This is a genomic window from Kribbella yunnanensis, from assembly GCF_039529655.1.
In the GTDB taxonomy this organism is placed as follows: Bacteria; Actinomycetota; Actinomycetes; order Propionibacteriales; family Kribbellaceae; genus Kribbella; species Kribbella yunnanensis.
Genome location: NZ_BAAANF010000003.1, coordinates 79,124 through 99,945, shown reverse-complemented (window position 1 = coordinate 99,945; position 20,822 = coordinate 79,124). Strand labels below are relative to the sequence as shown.

At 68.0% G+C, this 20,822-nt stretch carries 17 protein-coding genes; 8 read left to right on the top strand and 9 right to left on the bottom strand.

Features of this window, described 5'->3' with window-relative positions; genetic code table 11:
* Position 1: 1 nt before the first annotated feature.
* On the top strand, positions 2-598 hold the full coding sequence (locus tag ABD231_RS05295) for an acyltransferase (RefSeq protein WP_344145826.1): 597 nt from the start codon (positions 2-4) through the stop codon (positions 596-598).
* Here the strand turns inward: ABD231_RS05295 and ABD231_RS05290 are convergent, their stop codons facing one another.
* Complete coding sequence (locus ABD231_RS05290; protein WP_344145823.1) at positions 599-1,174, bottom strand: hypothetical protein; 576 nt, start codon at positions 1,172-1,174, stop codon at positions 599-601.
* Positions 1,175-1,321: 147 nt separating this feature from the next.
* Here ABD231_RS05290 and ABD231_RS05285 point away from each other — a divergent pair, with 147 nt between their 5' ends.
* Positions 1,322-1,735 (top strand): hypothetical protein, encoded by a 414-nt coding sequence (locus ABD231_RS05285; protein ID WP_344145820.1) that lies wholly within the window; start codon positions 1,322-1,324, stop codon positions 1,733-1,735.
* Between the two features lie 240 nt (positions 1,736-1,975).
* On the opposite strand, the gene ABD231_RS05280 is transcribed toward ABD231_RS05285, so the two are convergent.
* Positions 1,976-3,238: a S8 family peptidase gene (locus ABD231_RS05280; RefSeq protein ID WP_344145817.1), complete on the bottom strand. Its 1,263-nt coding sequence runs from the start codon at positions 3,236-3,238 to the stop codon at positions 1,976-1,978.
* Positions 3,239-3,324: 86 nt separating this feature from the next.
* On the opposite strand from ABD231_RS05280, the gene ABD231_RS05275 reads away from it, so the two are divergent.
* The 3 genes from ABD231_RS05275 (at position 3,325) to ABD231_RS05265 (ending at position 7,037) form a co-directional block, all read left to right on the top strand.
* Entirely contained in the window at positions 3,325-5,913 is a 2,589-nt protein-coding gene (locus ABD231_RS05275; RefSeq protein WP_344145814.1) for a CHAT domain-containing protein, read from the top strand.
* 66 nt (positions 5,914-5,979) lie between these two features.
* Positions 5,980-6,570 (top strand): RNA polymerase sigma factor, encoded by a 591-nt coding sequence (locus ABD231_RS05270; protein ID WP_344145811.1) that lies wholly within the window; start codon positions 5,980-5,982, stop codon positions 6,568-6,570.
* Between the two features lie 5 nt (positions 6,571-6,575).
* A complete protein-coding gene (locus ABD231_RS05265) occupies positions 6,576-7,037 on the top strand; it encodes a hypothetical protein (RefSeq protein ID WP_344145808.1) in 462 nt (153 codons plus the stop codon).
* 28 nt (positions 7,038-7,065) lie between these two features.
* Here the strand turns inward: ABD231_RS05265 and ABD231_RS05260 are convergent, their stop codons facing one another.
* From ABD231_RS05260 to ABD231_RS05245, 4 genes are all read right to left on the bottom strand, one after another.
* Positions 7,066-8,514, bottom strand: a complete 1,449-nt coding sequence (locus ABD231_RS05260; protein ID WP_344145805.1) for an alkaline phosphatase PhoX — start codon at positions 8,512-8,514, stop codon at positions 7,066-7,068.
* Positions 8,515-8,621: 107 nt separating this feature from the next.
* Entirely contained in the window at positions 8,622-10,058 is a 1,437-nt protein-coding gene (locus tag ABD231_RS05255; RefSeq protein WP_344145802.1) for a DUF4832 domain-containing protein, read from the bottom strand.
* 12 nt (positions 10,059-10,070) lie between these two features.
* A complete protein-coding gene (locus ABD231_RS05250; protein WP_344145799.1) occupies positions 10,071-11,813 on the bottom strand; it encodes a DUF4832 domain-containing protein in 1,743 nt (580 codons plus the stop codon).
* A 113-nt stretch (positions 11,814-11,926) separates the two neighbouring features.
* Positions 11,927-13,069, bottom strand: coding sequence for an ROK family transcriptional regulator (locus ABD231_RS05245; RefSeq protein WP_344145796.1), 1,143 nt, complete (start codon positions 13,067-13,069; stop codon positions 11,927-11,929).
* Between the two features lie 95 nt (positions 13,070-13,164).
* On the opposite strand from ABD231_RS05245, the gene ABD231_RS05240 reads away from it, so the two are divergent.
* The 3 genes from ABD231_RS05240 to ABD231_RS05230 all read left to right on the top strand — a co-directional run bounded on the left by ABD231_RS05240 (position 13,165) and on the right by ABD231_RS05230 (position 16,488).
* On the top strand, positions 13,165-14,211 hold the full coding sequence (locus tag ABD231_RS05240; RefSeq protein ID WP_344145793.1) for a Gfo/Idh/MocA family protein: 1,047 nt from the start codon (positions 13,165-13,167) through the stop codon (positions 14,209-14,211).
* Between the two features lie 11 nt (positions 14,212-14,222).
* Positions 14,223-15,218 carry a Gfo/Idh/MocA family protein gene (locus ABD231_RS05235; RefSeq protein WP_344145790.1) on the top strand — a complete coding sequence of 332 codons (996 nt, stop codon included), beginning with the start codon at positions 14,223-14,225 and terminating at the stop codon, positions 15,216-15,218.
* A 124-nt stretch (positions 15,219-15,342) separates the two neighbouring features.
* Entirely contained in the window at positions 15,343-16,488 is a 1,146-nt protein-coding gene (locus ABD231_RS05230; RefSeq protein WP_344145787.1) for an acyltransferase family protein, read from the top strand.
* Here ABD231_RS05230 and ABD231_RS05225 read toward each other — a convergent pair.
* The 3 genes from ABD231_RS05225 to ABD231_RS05215 are packed head-to-tail and all read right to left on the bottom strand — an operon-like array spanning position 16,466 to position 20,663.
* Positions 16,466-17,803: an aminotransferase family protein gene (locus ABD231_RS05225; protein ID WP_344145784.1), complete on the bottom strand. Its 1,338-nt coding sequence runs from the start codon at positions 17,801-17,803 to the stop codon at positions 16,466-16,468. The genes ABD231_RS05230 and ABD231_RS05225 overlap by 23 nt on opposite strands.
* Positions 17,800-19,122, bottom strand: a complete 1,323-nt coding sequence (locus ABD231_RS05220) for an aminotransferase class III-fold pyridoxal phosphate-dependent enzyme (RefSeq protein ID WP_344145781.1) — start codon at positions 19,120-19,122, stop codon at positions 17,800-17,802. Before ABD231_RS05220 ends, ABD231_RS05225 begins: the two co-directional genes overlap by 4 nt.
* Positions 19,119-20,663 carry an aldehyde dehydrogenase family protein gene (locus ABD231_RS05215; protein ID WP_344145778.1) on the bottom strand — a complete coding sequence of 515 codons (1,545 nt, stop codon included), beginning with the start codon at positions 20,661-20,663 and terminating at the stop codon, positions 19,119-19,121. Before ABD231_RS05215 ends, ABD231_RS05220 begins: the two co-directional genes overlap by 4 nt.
* Positions 20,664-20,822 lie beyond the last annotated feature (159 nt).

Below are 20,822 nucleotides of genomic sequence, written 5' to 3'. Positions count from 1 at the left end.
GATGGACGGTCTTGCCGGGCAGGCGAAGTTGTGGGCGCAGAAGTGGCGGTGGTACGAGCGCAACTCGCTGCCTTGGAATCGGGGGCGGATTCACTGGGAGCTGATGCGGCGCGGGGCGTTCGCGCGGTGGCCGTTACAGGGGAATGTGCTGGAGGCGCTGCGGGACGGGCGGCTCGAGGTGGGGGAGCATGCGCTGTTCGAGCCCAATGTGTGGATCACGGTCGGCGACCAGGCGCGGGTGCGGATCGGCGGGGGGACGTTCCTGAATATCGGGGTGATGGTTGCGGCGCTCGAGCTGGTGGAGATCGGGGCGCACTGCATGCTCGCCAACGGGTGTTTCGTGACGGACTCCAACCATCGGTTCGACGATCCGGATCGCCCGGTGCCCTGGCAGGGATTCGACTCCAAGGGGCCGACCCGGATCGGCGACAACGTGTGGCTCGGGGCGAATGTGGTCGTGACCAGTGGCGTGACGATCGGCGAGAGGTGCGTGATCGGCGCCAACAGCGTCGTCACGCACGACATCCCGCCGTACTCGATCGCGACCGGCGCACCGGCCAAAGTCCTGCGCGCCGTCACCTACCCCGACGCCGGATGACTACATGCAGCTGGAGCTGAAGTCCATCCAGGCGGGGGTGTCGCCCACCTTGATGGTGCGGAAGTACCCGATCGACCCGGCACCGTCGACCGAGCGGGCGAACGACCCGTTGCCGGTGATGCGCAGCTGGTACTTGTGCCCCTTGGTCAGGGTGACGTTCGCGGAGCCTGAGCCGTAGTTCTGCTTGCTGCCGTTCGGGTACTGCAGGCTCTGGGTCACGGGGTACTTGCGGGTGCTGCAGTCCAGGAGTTGGTAGTACATGATCCCCGTGTACAACTTGCCCGGGGTGCTCCACTTCAGCGTGATCCGGCCGGTCGTGGCTCCGGTCCGGCCGTAACAGCCGATGCCGCGGATCTCGTTCACCTTCCGCGCCGCTCCGGTCCCGGCCGGGCCACCGGGCTTACCCGGGCCGCTGGCACCGCCGGCGTACGACGAATTGGCGAAGGCGGCCTGGAAGCGGCTGGGGCAGTCGTCCGCCGACGGCGGATCCGGCTGTGCGGCCGCGTGACTGCCCATCGACAGCGTCGCTCCGGTCAGTGCCAGCACCAGCAGTCCCCGCACACTTGCCTTGCTCATCACGAGTTTCCCCGTCCAGTAGTTGTTCACGGCAACTGTTATTGACGCTAAGTGACGACGGGGCCGTTGCGGAAGGACCCTCGGTGAATTTGCCACTTCCTGCAACGAACGGGCTTCCGGGTGCGTCTAGGGTGGGAGGTGATGATCATGATTCGACGATCCGGTACGGCGCTGGCGGCGGGTGCCGTCATGATGCTGGCTTTGGTTGCTTGTGGCAATGAATCTGGAGGTCCTGGGGTGAGTCCGTCCGACAGCAGCAGTTCGGCACCGACACCTGGTGGAGCGGCGCCGACCGGGACACCGGGCGGTACGGCGGTGGAGCAGGCGACGGCCGATCTGGCGAAGCGGCAGGGGATCCAGGCGGCCGCGGTGAAGGTGGTCTCGGCCGAGGAAGTCACCTGGTCGGACGGGAGTCTCGGGTGCCCGGAGCCGGGGATGCGGTACACGCAGGCGCTGGTCAACGGGATGCGGATCATCCTCGAGGCCGACGGCAAGCGGTACGAGTACCACTCGGGTGGGCCGCGGGCGCCGTTCCTGTGCGAGAACCCGCAGGCCCGCTGAAAAAGTTTGAAACTCGCTGTATCACCGGTCCGGTGCCCTGACTCCGCACTTATGGAACGCCGTTGAACTGCTTCTGGGGGGAAGGCAGTTCAAGGGTCTCCGTGGGGGGAGGGGCTGACGCGGTGCGCGAGGAGTTTCGGTGGTCAGGCCGAAAACTTCTCCGCACCGCGTCAGTGCGTGCACCGGTCGCCGGCCTCGGCCAACTCACCTGACTGAGCTGGCCGGGGCCGGCTTGCCCGTTTACGGAGTGCTGTTGTGTGCGTCGCCGGGCTTGAGCACCGGGCCGACGCCGGGGACCACCTGGCCGAGGGCGAAGGCGAGCAGGCCGTCGGCGGCCTGGAGCGCGTTCTCGCCGGTGCGCGACATCCGCCCGGCGATCAGGCCGGCCACCAGCGGCGTGGCGAACGACGTACCGCTCCAGCGTGCCATGCCGTCGAACTTGCGCACCTCGCCCGTGTGCGGCGGCTCGGTGCAGTGGTACTCGCCGGTCAGGAACGCGTTGATCAGGTTCTCACCGGGCGCGTAGACGTCGACCCAGCCGCCGAAGTTGCTGAACCAGGCCCGCTCGGTGCCGGTCTCCGCGAGGGCGCCGACGCCAACGGTCTCCGGGAAGGCGGCCGGCCAGAAGAAGTCGCGGGTCGACTCGTTGCCGGCGGCCGCGACCAGGACGAGACCGTTGACGCGATTCAGCCGGGTCTCGATGAACACGTCGAGGCCGAGCGGCGGCAGGTCGAACCTCGTCCGGGTCCCGGCCGACAGGCTGATGATGTCCGGCGCTAGGTCGAGCACCTCGTCGAGGGCTGCGGCGAGATCGAACTCCCAGATCGCACCGGCGGTGGTGAAGTAGCTCTGTACGACGACCTCGGTCTCGCGGGCCATCGAGCGCAGGACCCCGGCAATAAACGTGCCGTGCCCGGCGTACGGCTTGATCAGCCCAGCCGAGTCGAACGCGTCCTCCGGCTCACCGGTGACACCGTCCAGCCAATCCGCCGCGGGTGCGTCGGACCAGCCGACATCCAGTACGACGACCTTGACGCCCTTGCCCGTGGTCGTCTTGTCGTCGATGAACGGGCTCGGCAGAGTCTTCGGATCCACCTCTTCGGGCTCGGTGGCCGGGCACGGGCTGACGCTCGGTACGACGTAGAACAGGTGCTCCGGGGTGACGACGCCACGCCCGAGTCGCAGGTCGGCGTACTTCAGGAAGCGCTGGGTGGGCGAACGATCCTCCGGCGCGCCCGGCGGCACCCGGGACGGCAGGATCAGCCGGGTGACGCCGGCGATCCCGCCTTCGCCCGTGGTCCCGCCCTCGAAGAGCCGGATCACGCGCTCCACGTCCTCGTCGCGGACCAGCACGACGCCCGCGCGGTACAGGTAGTCGGCTCCGGTCTCCTGCCACTTGGCCGGGTAGACCTCGACTTCCTTGCCGAACCCCTTGAGGATCAGATTGATCTGCGCGATGTACTTCCGCTCTTCGCCGAGCGGATTCTTTCTTTCTTCGGTCATGGAATGGCGCCCCCCTCGAATCACTGAAATGGTCGAGTCCGAATCGATATCATTCCACCCTGCCGGGGAACTTGGGGGAGATTCGCATGACGGTTGCACCCGAAGATCTGCTGCCGCTGGCGTTGTCGCGTCCGCACGACGCGATCGAGGCCGCGCAGGAGCTGCTGGCCGGACAGCCCGACGCCGAGACGGCGTCGATCGCGCACCAGGCCGGTGGCATCGGGTTGCGGCAGCTGGGCGAGGTGGATGCGGCGATTCGTGAGCTCCGCAAGGCGCTTCGGCTCGCCGAGGAGTCGGGTCTGCCCGAGCGGGAGGCCGACGTACTGGCAACGCTCGGCGCGACCCTCGGCCGGGCGGGCCGGAGCCGGGAAGGTTTGGCCCGGCTGGATCGGGCGGTTGAATTAAGTCGGGGTGCACTGGCCGGGCGGGTGTTCCTGCGGCGGGCCGACGTACTGCTCGTGCTCGGGCGGCATCGCGAAGCGCTGGAGGATCTGCGGCTGGCGATCACCCGGCTGCGGCGCTCCGGTGATCAGGTGTGGGAGGCGCGCTCGCGGAACTACCGTGGTTTCATCCAGCTCGCTCTCGGCGGGACCCGGCAGGCCGATGCGGACTTCGATGAGGCCGGTCGGTTGTACGCCGCTGCCGGGCAGGAGTTCGAGTACGCCGAAACTCGGCAGAACCGTGGGATGGCGGCGTTCGCGCGTGGTGATTTGCCCGCCGCCTTGCAGTTCCTGGGGGAGGCCGCGGAGGGGTTCGCGGGGGTCGGTGTCGTCTGGCCGGATCTGGCGATCGATCGGTGCGCGGTGCTGATGGCTGCCGGGCTGACCGCCGAGGCGCTCACCGAGGCGGACGAGGCGATCGGCCGGATGGAGCCTGGCGGCGTCCCCGCGGCCAAACGTGCCGAGGTGCTGTTCACCGCCGCGACGGCTGCGCTGGCGGTCGGTGATCCGGCAACCGCGCAGGAGCGGGCCGAGCAGGCGCGTCGGTTGTTCTCCGCGCAACGGCGTTCCTGGTGGTCGGTGCGGGCGTCGATGCTGCGGCTGGAAGCGCAGTACCGGGCAGGTGAGCGTGGGCCGCGTCTGCTGCGTCAGGTGGTCCGGACCGCAGGCCGGCTCGACGAGCTCAGTACGGCGGAGGCGTCCGCGGCGCATCTGCTGGCCGGTCGCCTCGCGTTGTCCGAGGGACGCCAACGGACCGCGGATCGGCAGCTCGAGCTGGCCGGCCGGTTGTCGAAGGAAGTCCCGCCGCCAGTTCGGAGTGCCGCCTGGCTCGGCCGTGCGCTGCGTGCCGAGGCACGAGGCGAGGTACGGCGGATGCTGACCGCCTGCGGGCGCGGTCTCGACGCGCTGGACGAGTACCGGCTGATGATGGGCGCGACCGAGTTGCGGGCCCGCACGACCGGGCACGGCGCCGAGCTGGCCGAGCTCGCGCTCCGCGAGGCGCTCGGCCGCGACGACGCCCGCGGTCTGCTCACCTGGGCCGAGCGCTGGCGTGCGACTGCGCTGACGGTTCCACCGGTCCGCCCGCCCGGTGACGAGCAGCTGATCAGCGACCTCGCCCAGCTGCGCGACGTCGTACAGCGCCTCGAGTCCACGCCGGAGCCCATTCGCCCGCCGTCGCTCGAACGCGACCGTCGCCGGTTGGAAGCGGCCGTCCGCGACCGGGTATTAAGGGCCCAAGGCAACAATTCCGGCCAGTCCGAGGGTGCGCTCGACCTCACCGAGTTGCAGGATGAGCTCGGCGGTACGGCGCTGGTCGAGCTGATCGATATCGGCGGGACGCTGCACGCGGTGGTCGCCGCTGATGGCGAGCTCGTGCGGTACGAGGTGGGCCCAATGGCGACGGCTGCGGTCGAGGTCGAGCGGTCCCGGTTCCGACTGCGGTGGTTGGCGCACGGGCGGTCGAAGTCCGGACCTTCGTTGGAGGTGCTGGGCAAGCGGCTCGGGGATGCGATTCTCGGCCCGGTGCAGGACGTGCTGGGGGAGCGGGCGGTGGTGATGGTTCCGCCGGCGAGCTTGCAGGCGGTGCCGTGGGCGATGGTGCCGGCCTTGGCCGACAGACCGGTGAATGTCGTGGCATCGGCGGCGATGTGGTTGCGGGCGCAGCGCTTGCGGCCGCCGGCGGATCGGCGGGTTGTGCTGGTGCTCGGACCGGGTCTGACTGCTGGGCGGGCGGAAATCAACCGACTGACCGAGCTGTACCCGAAGGCCGTCGTCCTCCGGGACGGCGATGCGACGGCCGAGCGGGTGCTGCATGAGTTGGACGGCGCGTGGATCGCACACATCGCGGCGCACGGCACGTTCCGGGCGGACAGTCCGCTGTTCTCGTCCTTGCGGCTCGACGACGGGCCGCTGACCGTGTACGACTTCGAGCGGCTGCGACGCGCGCCGTACCGGCTGGTGCTGTCGAGCTGCGACTCCGGACTGGCCAAACCGGTCGGCGCCGACGAGCTGCTCGGGCTGAGCAGCAGCCTGGTGCCACTCGGCGCGGCGGGCATCCTCGCGAGCGTCGTACCGGTCAATGATCCCGCAACGGTTCCCTTGATGACCGCTGTGCACGATCATCTGCAGGCGGGTCGTTCACTTGCGGAGGCCTTCGCACTAGCTCGCAGTACGGCGGGGGCGGACCCGGTGGCGGATGCGGCCGGGCGGTCATTCGTCGCACTCGGCGCGTAACTGGTTGTTGTATCAATCCGCGACTCAGGTCGCTCCGTAACGATATCGGGGGGAAGGAGAAAGGGCATGCGGGACGATCCTGTCGTCGTCGCTCTGGTGACCAGGGCGGTGGATGGCGACAAAGGTGCCTGGGACGAACTGGTTGAGAGGTATGCACCGTTGATCTGGGGAATCGGACGCCGGTACCGGCTCACGCCCGCGGATATCGACGATGTCGGCCAGGGCGTCTGGTTGCGCCTGATCGAACACCTGCCGAGTCTCCGGGAGCCCGCCGCACTGCCCGGCTGGATCGCGACCACCACGCAGCGGGAGTGTTTCCGCCTGCTGCGGGCGTCCAGCCGGGTCGACCCGGTGGACCCGGCCGAACAGCGGGACGCGGTCGAGCCCGCCGTGGCCGAGGAGGAGGTGCTCCGGCACGAACGGCGCACCATCGTCCGGACCGCGTTCGGGCAGCTGTCCCAGCGCTGTCAGTTGCTCTTGGCAATGATCACGAAGGACCCGCCGACGCCGTACGACGAGATCAGCCGGCAGCTGGCGATGCCGGTCGGAAGTATCGGCCCGAACCGGGCCCGATGCCTGGAGCGGCTCCGCCGGACCCCGGCCCTGGCCGGGCTGGCCGACGACCGCGGCGGCTCGACAACAGGAATGGGGAGGTGAGTGGGATGACGGAGACCGATTGGAACGACGACGGCCAGCTGCTCGAGGCCCTGCGCGACGCGCTGACCGAAGCGGACGTGCCGCGAGCATTCGTCGAGGCCGGCAAGGCGGCCTTCGCCTGGCGGACCATCGACGCCGAGCTGGCCGCGCTCACCTACGATTCGGCGTGGGACACGGTCGAGGCAGCGCCGGTCCGCTCGGCCGAGAGCGCGACGCTGCGGGCGCTGACGTTCGCCTCCGACGGCTGGACGATCGAGATCGAGCTCACTCCGGAAGGGTTGCTCGGCCAGCTCGATCCGGCCGCGCCCGGCGAGATCACCGCGCGCACGGATTCCGGCGTACTGGCCACGGCGCGGATCGACGAGCTCGGCTTCTTCGTGCTCAAGCCGTTGCCGAAGGTGCCGTACCGGCTGGTCTGCATCCCCGACGACGGCCCGACGATCCTGACCGGCTGGGTCACGCCGTAACAAGCGCGCGACCCAGCTGGTACGGCGATCAGCCCAGGTAGTCGCGCCACGGGCCGGTGATGGCCAGCGTGATGCCCGGGTCCTGGATGTTCACGAAGAGCACCTTGCCGTCGGCCGAGAAGGCCGGCCCGGTGAACTCCGAGTCGTTCAGCTGGTTCCGGGCGATCGCGTAGGTCGGCCCACCCGGTACGGCGCTCAGCACGTGGCTGGCGGCCTGGCCGTCCTCGGCGAGGATCAGCGAACCCCACGGGGTCACCGTCACGTTGTCCGGACCGTCGAAGTTGTAGTCCTGGTACTTGGCGTCGGCGCCCTTGTCCGCGGCCGTGCTCTCCGGGAAGTACGTGACCAGCTGGATGGTCTTGTTCGCGTAGTTGTAGAACCAGACCATGCCGTCGTGCGGGACACCGTCGACCGGGACGTCCGTCGTACCGGACTGGGCGTAGGAGTTCACGACGTACACGCCGTGCTTGGTGCCGTAGACACCCTCGAACTTCTTGCCGCGGGTGATCTGGCCGTCGGTGAACTGCTTGCGCACCGAGGTGGTGGTGCCGTCGCGGTCCGGGACCTTGACCCACGCGACCCGGAACGGACGCAGCAGCTGGGCCGAGGTGAGGTAGGCGACGTCCGGGATCGGCTTGCCGTCGTCACCCAGGATGGCCAGCGCCTCGAGAGTGCCGAAGTCCTTGTCCTGCAGGTCCTTCCAGCTGCGCGAGCTCAGCCGGTACCCCTTCGGGGCGGACCAGCGGTAGAACGTACCGTTCGGGCCGGAGGCGTCCTCGGACAGGTAGATGTGCTCGCGGTCCTCGTCGATCGCCAGCGCCTCGTGCGCGTAGCGGCCGAGAGCCTTCAGCGGGACCGGGTGCGCGGTCTCGCCGTCGCCCCAGACCTCGAACACGTACCCGTGGTCCTTCAGCCGGGTGGTGCCGTTGGCCTTGTTCTCGGTCTCCTCGCACGTCATCCAGGTGCCCCACGGCGTGTGGCCGCCGGCGCAGTTCGTGAGCGTGCCGGAGATGGCGACCCACTCGCCGAGGTTCTTGCCGGTGCGGTCGACCGAGATGACGGTGCAGCCACCGGCTGCGCCGACACCCGCGTCGTACACGGTGCCCTCGAGCTGCGGTACGCCGAGGGCGCTGTTGCCGCTGATCTCGTGGTTCTGGATCAGCCGGTACGCGTCGTGCCGGCCGCCAGTGAACACGGCGGTGCCGTCGTGCGCGTTCGGGGTCGGCTGACCGGACTTGAGCTTGGTCTCACCGGCCTTGGTGACGATCCGGTACTTGAATCCCGGGGGCAGTGCGAGCACACTCTCCGGGTCGTCCAGCAGGGGCGGGAACGGCTTGTGCTGCGGGAACGGCGAGTGCTGGCCGTGCGAGGCCGGTGTGGCCTCGGCCAGGGTCGGCATGGAACCAACGGTGGCGAAACCGACACCGGCGGCGCCGGCAGCGGCGCCACGCAGGACGGAACGACGATCGACGGACATGGTGCTCCTTGGACGCTGTAGGCGGAACGCCCTGATCCTCCCCCGAGCACGGCTGACATTCGGCAAACGCAAGCTGAACAACGAGCATCCTGGAGCTGGGAGAGGTCTCATCTAGAGACGATCACGTCCTGGCCTAGCTCGTTGTAGCCGGTTGCTGGCTGCCAGGTACCAATGTTCGCGAGCTGGACCGCGTAGATCGGGTTGTAGGTGGGCGTCTGCAGCCGGGGTGAGGGGTCGGCGAGGTTGAGCAGCAGCCGGTAGCGGCCGGGTGCGATCGGTGCTCGGATGGTCGCCTTGAGAGTGGTCGTCGTACCGGCGGCCCAGCGGCGCGGGTCGGCGGGCAGGTCGACTCGGTAGGTGTGCTTGTCGCCCTGGAAGATCAGCTGGACCTGACGGCGGTGGTACGGCGCTGCCCAGCCGTCGTTGCGGATGTCCAGACCGACCTGTACGGCGCCGCCGGGGCGCGTCTTGGCGGTGAAGTCGCCGCGGACCAGGGACAGCCGGTAGCCGAGTTTCTGCTTGGCTGTGGTGATGTTCGAGCCCCAGCTGCCGAGCACGTCCGGGTGATAGTCGGTGTTCAGGTACGAGAAGTGCAGGCGTGCCATCTCGGCCGCGGCCGAATCCCAGTCGGAGCGCGGCGAGTTCACCGCGCAGGTCTCGCCGCCTTCGGGGACGTATTTGGTGTCCTGGGCAACAAAGTCCTTGTCGAGTTCGATCGGATCGCTGAGATAGGTGCCGAAGTCGTCGGGGCTGGCCAGGAAGCAGTCGTTGTGATGACCGATCCGGGCGGCCGGTGATCCGTCGTACGCCTGATCCTCGGAGAGCGCTCCCTCCGTTCCCGTCGGCAGTCCGAGCATGCGCTGCTTCATGTACGGCGTGCGCACCTGGACCATGAGATCGCGGGGAAGCGCTCTCAGCAGCGCCATCACCACGGCCCGGCGGTCGGCCCAGTTCTGGTCGGAAACCTTGCTCGGATCGGCCGGGTCGGCGAAGTGATCGGTGTAGTACCCCTCGCCCCACAGGCCGACGAAGCCGGATTGGACCAGCGCGATCACGTCGGCGTTCTCGCGCAGGATCGGGGTGAGTTGCTGGATGTGCTTGAGCACACGCTGCACCGGCGCATCGCCGTACGGGATGGTCGGCGGCCAGCCGGGCGGCTGCGCGTACGCGAACCGGACGAGCACCTTCACTCCGGCCGCGCGGGCGGTACGGAAGTCGGCGCGGACGAGAGCGAGGTAGGCCGGATCGAGCTTGTCGATGCTCGCGAACTTCTCCAGGTAGAACACCCGGAGAATCTGGGTAACGCTCTCTTGCGTTCTGAAGCCGCGCAAGGTCTCCAGGTTGAGGGGGACGTAGCCGGAGCCGTCGGCGCGGTAATGGGTCTCGGTGTGGTGGTAGAAACCGCGCTCCTGGTTGGCGATCACGGCATCGCTCGCCGGATAGGTACGCGTGACCGTCGGGCCGTCACGGTGTGCGTCGGCCAGCTGGGCCGGCCCGAGCAGACCGAGCACGAGAGTGGCGCCGATCAGGCGGCGAAGCTTCATCAGGGGGATCTCCTAGCTGATCGTGATGGTGTGCAAGAGCGAGTTCATGCCGGTCGACGACTCCCAGGTGTTCTGGTTCGCCAGCCGGATCGAGTACTCAGGCCGTGCAGAGAGCAGCGGGTCGGACAGGTTGAGCAGCAGCTGGTAGGAACCGGTCGGCAGGCTCGAGGGCACGGTGAGCGTCTGCGACACCGTGGTCGCCGTACCGGTCGTCCAGCGCCGCGGGTCCGAGCTCATCGCCAGCTTGTAGTGGGTTCCGGTCGTCGTGTTCCGCAGTACCAGCTCGAGACCGCGGGAGTTGTACGGCGTCGCGTAGCCGTCGTTGCGGACCGACAGCGACACCGGCAGACTCCCGCCGCGCACAGCCGAGGTCGGGAACGTCCCGGTCTCCAGGCGGAAGCGGTATCCGAGCTTCTTGGTTACATCGGCCAGGCAGCCGCCGGAGTTCCACGAACTCAGCACGTTCGGCTCGTAGTCGGTGTTCAAGTAGGACCAGTGGAACTGCGCGAGCTCGGCCGTCGCTGTCGGGCAGGTGGACCGCGGTGCGTTCACGGCACAGGTCTCGCCACCCATCGCGACGTACTTCGTCTCGTCCTGCAGGTACGGGTACTCGACCGAGGCGTTCTCGTAGGTGCCGAAGTCGTCGGGACTCGCCAGGAAGCAGTCGTTGTGATGACCGATCCGCGAGGTCGCAGATCCGTTGTAGGCATCCGCGGACTGCACCGGGGTCGTCGTGTACATGGTCCGCTTGAACTTCGGCGTCCGCAGCTGCACCATCCGGCTCGACGGTACGACGCTCAGCAGCTTGTCGACGACCGCCTTCCGGTTCGCCCAGTCCGTCGTACTGACCGTGCCGGCGTTGCCGAAGTTCTGCGTGTAGTACCACTCACCCCAGGCCCCGATCAGACCGGCCTGGACGACGGCGATGACGTCCTTCCCCGAGTTCAGGTACGGCGCCAACTGGTCGAGGTGAGCGAGCACGCGAGCCTTGGTGGCGTCGTCCCCGGTCGTCGAGGTGGTGTACGCGAACCGCAGCACCATCTTCAGCCCGGCCGCGCGAACCGTGTCGAGCTGCTGCTGCAACTGGGCGAGAGCGCTCTCCGCGATCGGGCCGTTCTTGTACTCGGCCAGATAGAAGACGCACATCACCAGCGAGATGCCCTGGCTGGTCCGGTAGCTCTGCAAGGTGCTCAACGAGAAGTCGGCCTTGTCGCAGTCGCCGGTGTGGTGGTAGAAGCCGCGCTCCGGATTCGCGAAGTTCTCCGTGCTTGCCGTGTAGGTGACCGAACCGCCCGAGCCGCCGCTGTAGACGTTCGTGTACTTGCTCGACGTCTCCATCGGCGCCTCGACCTGGAAGATCAGGTCAGAGTCATTCGGGGAAGCGCTCTCTCCGAGATCTGCGCGATCAACCGTCCAGCGAGCGACCCCGCCGGTAGCGGAGAAGGTGACGGCCTTGACCAGCGCCCAGCTCCAGCCGGTGCCGGTGCTGCGGTAGAGGTTGCCGTTCTCGAGCAGGTAGTCGGCGCCGACCGTGCCTTGGGCGTAGCCGGTGCCTGTGTTCCGGTCGGTGTCCACATAGACCCGCTGGTACGTCGGGGCTCCGGTGAACGAGTACTGGTACGTGACGGTGGTCGCGGTGTTGCTCGCGGAACCACCGCTGATCGTCGCGCCGGCGGGGGAGACGACCGCGAAGGCAGTCAGCAGTCCGCCGACGGTGATACCGGTCAACAGCCGGAGAGCCTGCCGGAGTCGCATGAGTGAGTCCTCTCGCTGGGCGGGGCGATGGAATAATCATGGACTCCACGGAAACTGTGTCAAGAGTTCACAACGCGGTAGTTTCGAGCACCTTCGCTCAAAATATCCAGCGCTCAAAACATCAGCGCGGCGGCGGTCGCGGGAGCGTCGCCGTACAGAGTGGACTCGACCTGCTCGACGGCCAGCCGGACCGCGCCGAGGGCGACTCCTTCGTCGCCGAAGGCGGAGACTCGGATCTCCGGGGTGCGCAGGCACCAGCGGTCGAGTTCGCGGCGCAGCGGTTCGACGAGGACGTCGGCGGAGCGGGAGAAGCCGCCGCCGATCACGACGAGTTCCGGATCCAGGGTCAGCACCAGGGCCGACGTACCGATCGCGATGTCCCGCACATACCCGCGGACGGCGCGCAGGGCAGCGCGGTCGCCGTCGCGGGCGGCGAGGAAGACGCGTTCGACCGGTTCGCCCGCTCCGAGCCAGCTGTGTAGGTGCTCCGGCGCGCGCTCCCAGCCGACCGCGGGCAGTGCGCCGATCTCGCCGGAGGAGTTCGCGAATCCGCGGTGCAGCTTGCCGTCGATGATCAGCCCGGCGCCGGTGCGCAGGCCGGCCAGCAGGAATACGACGTCCTTGGCGTAGCGGGCGACACCGCGCCAATTCTCAGCCAGGGCAGCGAGTTTGCAGTCGTTCTCGACGCGAATCGGCCCGCGGACAACCCGGTGGAGGTGGGCGACCAGGTCGACGCCGGTCCACTCGGGGAGCGAGTCCGACAGCATCACCTTGCCGGTACCGTCGACCAGTCCGGTCGTCGCGACGCCGGTCGCCCAGATCTGCCCAGGGGTCGTGCCAGCGCCGACGAACGCAGACGCGATGCAGTCGTCGACTGCCGCGAGCCGCTCGCGCCGACCGGCGTCGGCCGCGACCCGGATCCGGGTCTGATGCAGTACGTCGCCTTCGAGGTCAGTGACCACGGCAAGAACCTTGTGGCCGCCGATGTCGACGCCGAGCAGCCGACCGGCATCGGCGCGGAACCGGTAGCGCCGCGCCGGTCGCCCGACCGTGCCGGCGGTCGGCTCGACCTCGCTGATCCAGCCGCGGCCGAGGAGATCCCGCACGACGTCCTCGGTCGATGCGCGGGACAGGCCGGTCCGCTTCGCGAGTTCGGTGACGGTGAGGGGCGCTTCGGCGCGCAGCACCCGCAGCGCGGCCACGACGTTGAGCTGCCGCAAGCGCTGCAGGTCCCCACCGGACAGTGCCTCACTCATCAAGCCTCGATTACCTAGGAGTCCTGGATAACTATAGCTACGCCACCCGACGTCCGATGCGTGAAATGGGCGCGCCCAGCCCTTCCCAAAACCCCATGACAACGTTGTACGTTGGTGCGCGGCCGGTGCTGGTGAGCCGGACGACCTCGGGCTGGAGGAAGCAGATGCCGAACCCCCTCAAGATCGCGACCCTGGGCTTCTGGCACGTCCATGCGGGCGACTATTCGCGGCAGGCGCAGGAGCATCCGGGGACCGACCTGGTGGCGGTCTGGGACACCGACGTCGAGCGCGGCAAGGCGGGAGCCGAGGCCTTCGGAGTCCCCTACACAAGCGATCTGGACGCCCTGCTGGCCAGCGACATCGACGGTGTGGTGATCACCACCGCGACCGACGAGCACCGCGACCTGATGGTCAAGGTCGCTCAGGCCGGTAAGCACATCTTCACCGAGAAGGTGCTCGCGCCGACCGTCGCGGAGGCCGAGGAGATCATCGCCGCTGCCGACGACAACGGTGTCAAGCTCACCGTGTCGTTGCCGCGACTGGCGCACGGCTACACCAACGCCATTCGCGAGGTGCTCGACAGCGGACAGCTCGGCCAGGTCACCTATGCACGCGTCCGGCTCTCGCACGACGGCGCGATTGGGCGGGACGGCAAGGACGGCTGGCTGCCGCACCGGTTCTTCGAGCCGAAGGCCGCGATCGGGGGAGCGCTCACCGACCTCGGCTGCCACCCCGTCTACCTGACTCAGCTCTTCCTCGGCGCCAACATCGAGACCGTCAGTGCGACGTACCGGTCGATCGCGGGCCTCGGCCTGGAGGACAACGCGGTCGTCGTGGTCGGCTACCCGAACCAGACGATCGGCGTCATCGAGGCCGGCTTCGCCAGCCCGAACCCGTTCACGATCGAGATCTTCGGGACCGAGAGCACGCTGACCTACACCGATGCCGGCAACGTGCTGAAGGTCGGTGGCGAAGAGGTCCCGGTGCCCGAGCACAGCCTGGACCCGTTCGGTCAGTGGGTCGAGCACATCACCAACGGCACCCGCGCGGACGACAACATCAGTCGCGCCCTGGAGCTGACCCGGCTCGTCGTCGCGGCGAACGAAGCCGCCACCACCAACACAGTCGTCGCCTACAGCTGAGGAGATCACCCATGCCCCAGATCAAGGTCGGCCTGATCGGCGCCGGCGGTATCGCTTCCGCGCATATCAAGGGTTATGCGGCGCACGCGGACAAGATCGGTATCACGGCGGTCGCCGACGCGGTTGAGGAGACCGCGAAGAAGCGTGCGGCCGAGCTCGATGCGACGCCGTACACGGACTATCGCGAGATGCTTGCGAACGAGGAGCTGGACGCGGTCGACATCTGCCTTCCGCATCACCTGCACCGGGACGCGATCGTCGCGGCCGCTGAGGCGGGTAAGCACATTCTGTGCGAGAAGCCGCTGTGCCTGAGCGCCGAGGAGGCAGCCGACGTACGGCGTGCTGTCGAGGCGAACGGGGTCACGCTGATGTCGGCGCACAACCAGCTGTTCATGCCGGCCGTCGCGAAGGCGAAGGAACTCCTCGAGGCCGGCACGATCGGCACGGTCTACGAGGTGCGGACCACGGACAGTTTCTACAACGACTTCGACCCGAGCTCGATGGGCTGGCGGGCCAGCAGCAAGACGAGTGGCGGTGGCGAGCTGATCGACACCGGCTACCACCCGACGTACCTGATGCTGCACCTGGCCGGCGGGATGCCGGTCGAGGCGACCGCGATGCTGTCGACGCACCGCCTGAAGTTCATGGAGGGCGAGGATTCCGCTCAGGTGCTGATCCGCTTCGACAACGGAGTCGTCGGCCAGCTCGTGACCAGCTGGGCCTACCAGCCCGCCGGTTCCACCGAACGGTTCTCGGCGGTCGGCGAGCTGGGCTCACTGCACAGTGACGGTACGTCGCTCACGTACCAACTGCGGTCGGGCGAATCGGAGACGTTCGAACTCGAACCGGTCGACACCTTCGTCGCCGAGATCGAGCACTTCGCGGACTCCCTGATCGGCAAGACCCGGCCGCTGCACACCGAGGTCGAAGGCATCGCCGTACTGGGCATCCTGCTCGCCGCCTACGAGGGCGCCCGCAACAAGACGATTGCCCCCGTCATCAGCTGAACACGGAGACCGGGTGTCAATCTCAGGAGTGACACCCGGTCGGCGCGGCTCACTCGTTGCGGTGACCACAGTGGGCACTTGACGGCGATGTGGCCGCAGGGGTCAGGTAGCGATCGTCGAAAGCATGACGATCAGTCCATCGACCGAGCTCGATCCCGGCGTCTCGCGGCAGTCGCTGAGTCACGCCGAGTACCTGGCGCTCAAGCGGTTCCCGGCCCTCGATGGGCTGCGTGCGGTCGCGGCGCTGATGGTGGTGGTCTTCCACAACCAAGGGCCGGACTGCCTGCAGGGCTGGATCGGCGTGCAGATCTTCTTCGTGATTTCAGGCTTCCTGATCACCACGTTGATGCTGCGCGAAGAGGATCGCGCCGGGCAGATCTCGTTCAAGAAGTTCTACGCCCGCCGGATCTTCCGCATCCTGCCGGTCTACTTCGTGCTGCTCGGCGTGACGCTGGTCGCGCAGTTCTTCCACGGAGACCTGACGAAGAACCCGCCGGGATCCGAGCTGCCGCTGTACCTGTTCTTCTTCAACGAATTCGGCCACGGCGGCGCCTACGGGCAGTCGTGGTCACTGGGCATCGAGCAGAAGTTCTACCTGTTCTGGCCGCTGCTGGCCTTCTCAGCCGTCCTTGTGCAGCGCAAGGCGAAATTCGGCGGCCGGATCGGTGTGACGCTGGTGCTGATGGCGATCCTGCTCGCGATAGTGCCGCTGTCGATGGGCGGAGACCCGCGCGGCTGGAGCGTGCACTACTTCTCGATCCTGGTCGGCTGCCTGGTCGCGATCCTCATGCACAACCCCCGGACCTACGCGCTGTTCAGGCCGCTCACCCGGCCATGGGTCGCTTGTACGGCGGCCGCGGCCTTCCTCGTGATCCACGCGACCGTGCAGTTCTGGGCCGCGTTCATCGAGAAGTACCAGCTGGCTGGTGAGGTCCCCGGTTTCATCGCGGTCCCGCCACCGTACGTCGTACTGGTCGGGTTCCTGCTGTTGCCGGCGCTGCTGGCCAATGCCTTCCCGCAGCGCTTGCTGTCCACGCGGCCGTTCGTGTTCCTGGGCGAGCGGTCGTACTCGATCTATCTCGTGCAGTTGATCGCACACGGCGCCGTGGCGGGGATCTATCTGCTCTTCGGCGCCAGTCTGATCAAGACGCCAGTGCCGTGGGTTCCCGTGACACTGATGTCCATCCTGATGGCCCACCTGTGCTATCGCTGGGTGGAGAAGCCGATGATCAACGTCGGCAAACGCTTCATCGGCCGCCGGATGGCCTGACCCGGCTGACCTCCCGGATGGCTGCGGCCGTACCGGTCACGACTTCGGTCACTTCGGCCGGGCTGATCACCAGTGGTGGTCCGAACACCAGCAGGTCGCCTTCTGACCCGTTCGCACAGCCGGTGGAGTGGTACAGCAGCACCCCGCGATCCTTGGCGGCCGCGGCGATCCGCTCGGCCATGCGCTCGTTCCGCGCGAACGGCACCTTGGTCTCGCGGTCCGCGACTAGCTCAACCGCCCACAACAAACCGCGGCCGCGGATGTCGCCCACGTGCGGGTGGTCGGCTAGCTCGGCGCGTAGTTCGGCTCCCAGTTGTTCGCCGCGGCGGGCGGACGCGTCGACGAGGCCGTCGCGGCTCAGGATCTTCAGTACGGCGAGTCCGGCTGCGGCTCCGACTGCGTGGTGCGAGTAGGTGAAGCCGTGGACGAATCCGGCGCGCTGAACCGTGTCGTGCACCTCGCCACTGGTGACTGCCAGACCCAATGGCCAGTAGCCGGAAGCCGCTCCCTTGGCCGCCACCAGCAGATCTGGGCGAACACCCCAGTGGTCACAGCCGAACCAGCGGCCGGTGCGGCCGAAGCCGGTCATCACCTCGTCGGCGATCACCAGAACGCCGTACCGGCGGCAGACTGCTGTCATCGCCGGCCAGTAGTCGTCCGGCGGCACGCACGCTCCCAGTGCGGCACCGGCGATCGGTTCGGCGATGAACGCGGCCACATTGTGCGGGCCCTGGGCAACAATCTCCTGCTCCAGCGCCTGGGCGTGCCGGGCGCCGCATCCGTACGGGTGGCTGTCGGGGAACGGGCAGCGGTATTCGTACGGCGAGGTGGTGTGGGCCGCGGTACCCAGCCACGGCAGGTACGGCGCTCGTAGCCCGTCGCGACCGGAGACGGAGAGCGCTCCCCGGGTGTTCCCGTGGTACGCGCCCGTCCGGCCGATCACCACCGACCGATCCTCACCGCGGGCGAGGTGATAGGCCCGGGCGAGCTTGAGCGCGGTCTCGACGGCCTCGCTACCGCCCGACACCGGGTAGATGTACGGGTCATCCACCGGAAGCAGCGGCCCCAGCATCTCGGCGTACCCCTCCAACGCCGTTGATTTGAAGGCTGAGCCGTGCACGTACGCAACCTCGCGTGCCTGAGTCGCGATGGCGTCCGCGACCTCGGCCGAACCGTGCCCGATCCCGACCACGATCGCGCCGCCGGCGGCATCGAGATACCGCCGGCCGCTGGTGTCGAACAGTTCGGTACCGCGGCCGCCGGCCACGACCGGGAGGTCGCGACCAGCGGCACGGGAGAAGACTGCGCCAGTCACCCAGCGACCGCTTCAGCAAACAGAGAGAGCGCGATCTCGGCTTCCTCAGCTGTCACAACGAGTGGCGGAGAAAGCCGGATAGCGCTCTCTCCACATTCCAGCACCAGCAGCCCACGCTCGAACGCCCGCTGCTGTACGGCGGCCGCGTCGGCCGCGGTCGCGAACTCGACGCCGATCATCAGACCGACGCCGCGGACATCCACGATCATTTCCGGATGCTCGGCCTGGATCTTGGTCAGCCCCTCGATGAGCAACTGACCGATCTCGGTCGCGTTCTCCATCAGGCGCTCGGACTTGATCACCTCGAGCGTCGCCAACCCGGCCGCGCACGCGACCGGACTACCGCCGTACGTCGAACCGTGGGCGCCGGCCGGCCAGCTCTCCATCAGCTCGGCCCGCGCCATGAACGCACCGAGCGGGAGCCCGGATGCGAGCCCCTTCGCGGTGATCAGAATGTCTGGCTGGACCCCGGTGTGCTCGATCGCCCACATCTTGCCGGTCCGCCCGGCGCCGGACTGGACCTCATCGGCGATCAGCAAGATGCCGTGCTTGTCGCACAGTTCGCGCAGCCGCGCCATCCAGCCCGCGGGCGGGACCAGATAACCGCCCTCGCCCTGGATCGGCTCGACGAAGATCGCGGCCACCTCGTCCGGAGAGACCTCGTACCGGAAGAGCGTGTTCTCGAGGTGCTCAAAGGTGCTGTCGTCGCCGAACGGCGCGCGCAGGACGCCGGGCAGCAGCGGCCCGAATCCCTTGTGGTACTTGGATTTCGAGGCAGTCAAGGTGACCGCGCCCATCGTCCGGCCGTGGAAGGCGCCGTAGAAGCTGATCACGTACGGGCGCTTGGTCGCGTACCGGGCCAGCTTCAGCGCACCCTCGACCGCCTCGGCGCCGGAGTTCGACAGGAACACCCGGACCGGGCCGCTGATCGGTGCGGTCGCGGCGAGCGCGTTGCACATCTCGGCGTAGATCGGCAGGAAGAAGTCGCTCGCCGAGTAGTGCAGGAGCTCACCGGCCTGCTCTTGCACAGCGGCGGTGACCCGCGGATGGCAGTGGCCGGTCGAGTTGACCGCGATGCCTGCGTTGAAGTCGAGGAAAAGGTTGCCGTCGACATCTTCGATGACACTGCCGTGACCGCGCCGTGGAGCCAGCGGGTAGGCGCGGGGGAGTGAGCGGCTGGTGACCGCGAGATCGCGCTCTACCGCGGCGCTCGACAGCGGTCCGGGGATCGCCGTCACCAGGTCCGGCACCGGTCGGCCCGCGGGCAACCACGCGGGTCGCTGGGCCTGGGTCTGCTCGTTGATCGGGGTCTGAGTCATCGGGCTACCACCGTTCGGGACTGTTCGCGGAGGAACTGCTGGACGTAGTACAGGCCGCCACCGGCCTTGCCGGAGCTGCCGGATCCCTTCCAGCCGCCGAACGGCTGGACACCCGGCCACGCACCGGTGGTCGCGCCGGCAGCGCGGTTGACGTAGACGACCCCGGCCTCGATCCGGTCCAGGAACGCGTCGACCTCGGAGTCGTCGGCGGAGAAGAAACCCGCGGTCAGACCGAGTTCGGTTGCGTTCGCGAGTTCGATCGCTTCATCGAGGGAGTCGACCGGCTGGACGGCGATGAACGGTACGAACAGTTCGTCGGTCAGCAACCGGTCTCCCGCCGGGAGACCGGTGACCACGGTCGGCTGCACGTAGCGGCCTTCGATCACCGCACCACCCGCGACCACCTGGCCGACACTCGCAGCGTGCGCGGCGGCATCCTTGAACCGGGCAACGGATTCGTCGTTCACCACCGGCCCGACGAACACATCACGCTCGGTCGGATCACCGACCTTCAACTCGTTGGCCCGAGCAGCCAGGCCGGCCACGAACTCGTCGTACACGCCACGTTCGACGTACACGCGGGAACACGCCGAGCACTTCTGCCCCGAGAACCCGAACGCGGATCGCGCGATCCCGGCGATCGCGGTCGGCAGATCGGCCTTGGCTGACACGATGGCCGGGTTCTTGCCGCCCATCTCGCAGACAACCGGCTTCGGGTACGGCGTCGGGAAGCTGCGGTAGATCTCCATCCCGACCTGGAACGAGCCGGTGAAGGTCAGACCGTCGACACCCGGGTTCGCGACCAGCGCCCGGCCGACCTCGTCACCACCGGGGATGAGCTGCAGGGCATCGCCCGGCAGACCCGCGTCCTGCAGGCATTCGTAGAGCTTGACCGCGGTGAACGTTCCCTGCGGGCTCGGCTTCAGTACGACGGTGTTACCCGCGACCAGCGCCCCACCGGCCGGTCCCGCGGCCAGGGCCATCGGGAAGTTGAACGGGCTGATCACGCCCCAGACGCCGTACGGGCGCAGGACGCTCGTCGTGCGTTCCTGGTCGGACAGTCGCTCCATCGGCTGGACGAAGCCGTCGTTGGCGCTGAACTGCCTGCAGTAATAGCGAATCAGATCCGCGGACTCCTCGACATCGCCGAGTGCCTCGAGGCGGTTCTTGCCGACCTCCATCGACATCAGGGCCGCGAGTTCGTTGGAGCGCTCACTGATCAGGTCCGCGGCACGCAGCAGGATCTCGACCCGCTCCTGCCACGGCCGACCCGACCACGCCGGTACGGCGTCGGCTGCGACCCGGACCGCGGAGTCGACCTCGGCCGCGGTCGCGCTGTGCACGGTGCACAAGGTGAGCGCGGCGTCGCCCGGACTGGTGATCGTGAACGTGTCCTGGCCAGAGAGCGGTTTCCCGCCGACGAAGCCGGTGAGTTCGGCGCCGAGCCAGTCCTTCGCGGTGGCGAGGCCTTCTTCGTACGCGGTGTGCAGATCCTCGTTGTCTGCGCTGAGGGTTGCGTAGGTCACGCGAAATGTCGTCATGGATGTCCTTCCGAGACACGCAGAGATAGGGCTGTGCCAGAAGAGGGGCAGGCGCGGCAGAACGAGCGCATGCCAAAGGCCACCGAGAGCATCGGTGGCAGCGGGTGGAGAACCTACCCGGGGGGAAGAATCGTGAGCGGCTTGAGGGAGCCCGGAGGA

Bases quoted from the DNA above. Each gene is read 5' to 3' on its own strand.
- ABD231_RS05255 (WP_344145802.1), bottom strand. From the start codon at position 10,058: ATGAAGCTTCGCCGCCTGATCGGCGCCACTCTCGTGCTCGGTCTGCTC.
- ABD231_RS05280 (WP_344145817.1), bottom strand. From the start codon at position 3,238: ATGACCGAAGAAAGAAAGAATCCGCTCGGCGAAGAGCGGAAGTACATC.
- ABD231_RS05285 (WP_344145820.1), top strand. From the start codon at position 1,322: ATGATTCGACGATCCGGTACGGCGCTGGCGGCGGGTGCCGTCATGATG.
- ABD231_RS05245 (WP_344145796.1), bottom strand. From the start codon at position 13,069: ATGAGTGAGGCACTGTCCGGTGGGGACCTGCAGCGCTTGCGGCAGCTC.
- ABD231_RS05290 (WP_344145823.1), bottom strand. From the start codon at position 1,174: ATGAGCAAGGCAAGTGTGCGGGGACTGCTGGTGCTGGCACTGACCGGA.
- ABD231_RS05220 (WP_344145781.1), bottom strand. From the start codon at position 19,122: ATGACTCAGACCCCGATCAACGAGCAGACCCAGGCCCAGCGACCCGCG.
- ABD231_RS05265 (WP_344145808.1), top strand. From the start codon at position 6,576: ATGACGGAGACCGATTGGAACGACGACGGCCAGCTGCTCGAGGCCCTG.
- ABD231_RS05235 (WP_344145790.1), top strand. From the start codon at position 14,223: ATGCCCCAGATCAAGGTCGGCCTGATCGGCGCCGGCGGTATCGCTTCC.
- ABD231_RS05275 (WP_344145814.1), top strand. From the start codon at position 3,325: ATGACGGTTGCACCCGAAGATCTGCTGCCGCTGGCGTTGTCGCGTCCG.
- ABD231_RS05250 (WP_344145799.1), bottom strand. From the start codon at position 11,813: ATGCGACTCCGGCAGGCTCTCCGGCTGTTGACCGGTATCACCGTCGGC.
- ABD231_RS05230 (WP_344145787.1), top strand. From the start codon at position 15,343: ATGACGATCAGTCCATCGACCGAGCTCGATCCCGGCGTCTCGCGGCAG.
- ABD231_RS05240 (WP_344145793.1), top strand. From the start codon at position 13,165: ATGACAACGTTGTACGTTGGTGCGCGGCCGGTGCTGGTGAGCCGGACG.
- ABD231_RS05270 (WP_344145811.1), top strand. From the start codon at position 5,980: ATGCGGGACGATCCTGTCGTCGTCGCTCTGGTGACCAGGGCGGTGGAT.
- ABD231_RS05215 (WP_344145778.1), bottom strand. From the start codon at position 20,663: ATGACGACATTTCGCGTGACCTACGCAACCCTCAGCGCAGACAACGAG.
- ABD231_RS05260 (WP_344145805.1), bottom strand. From the start codon at position 8,514: ATGTCCGTCGATCGTCGTTCCGTCCTGCGTGGCGCCGCTGCCGGCGCC.
- ABD231_RS05295 (WP_344145826.1), top strand. From the start codon at position 2: ATGGACGGTCTTGCCGGGCAGGCGAAGTTGTGGGCGCAGAAGTGGCGG.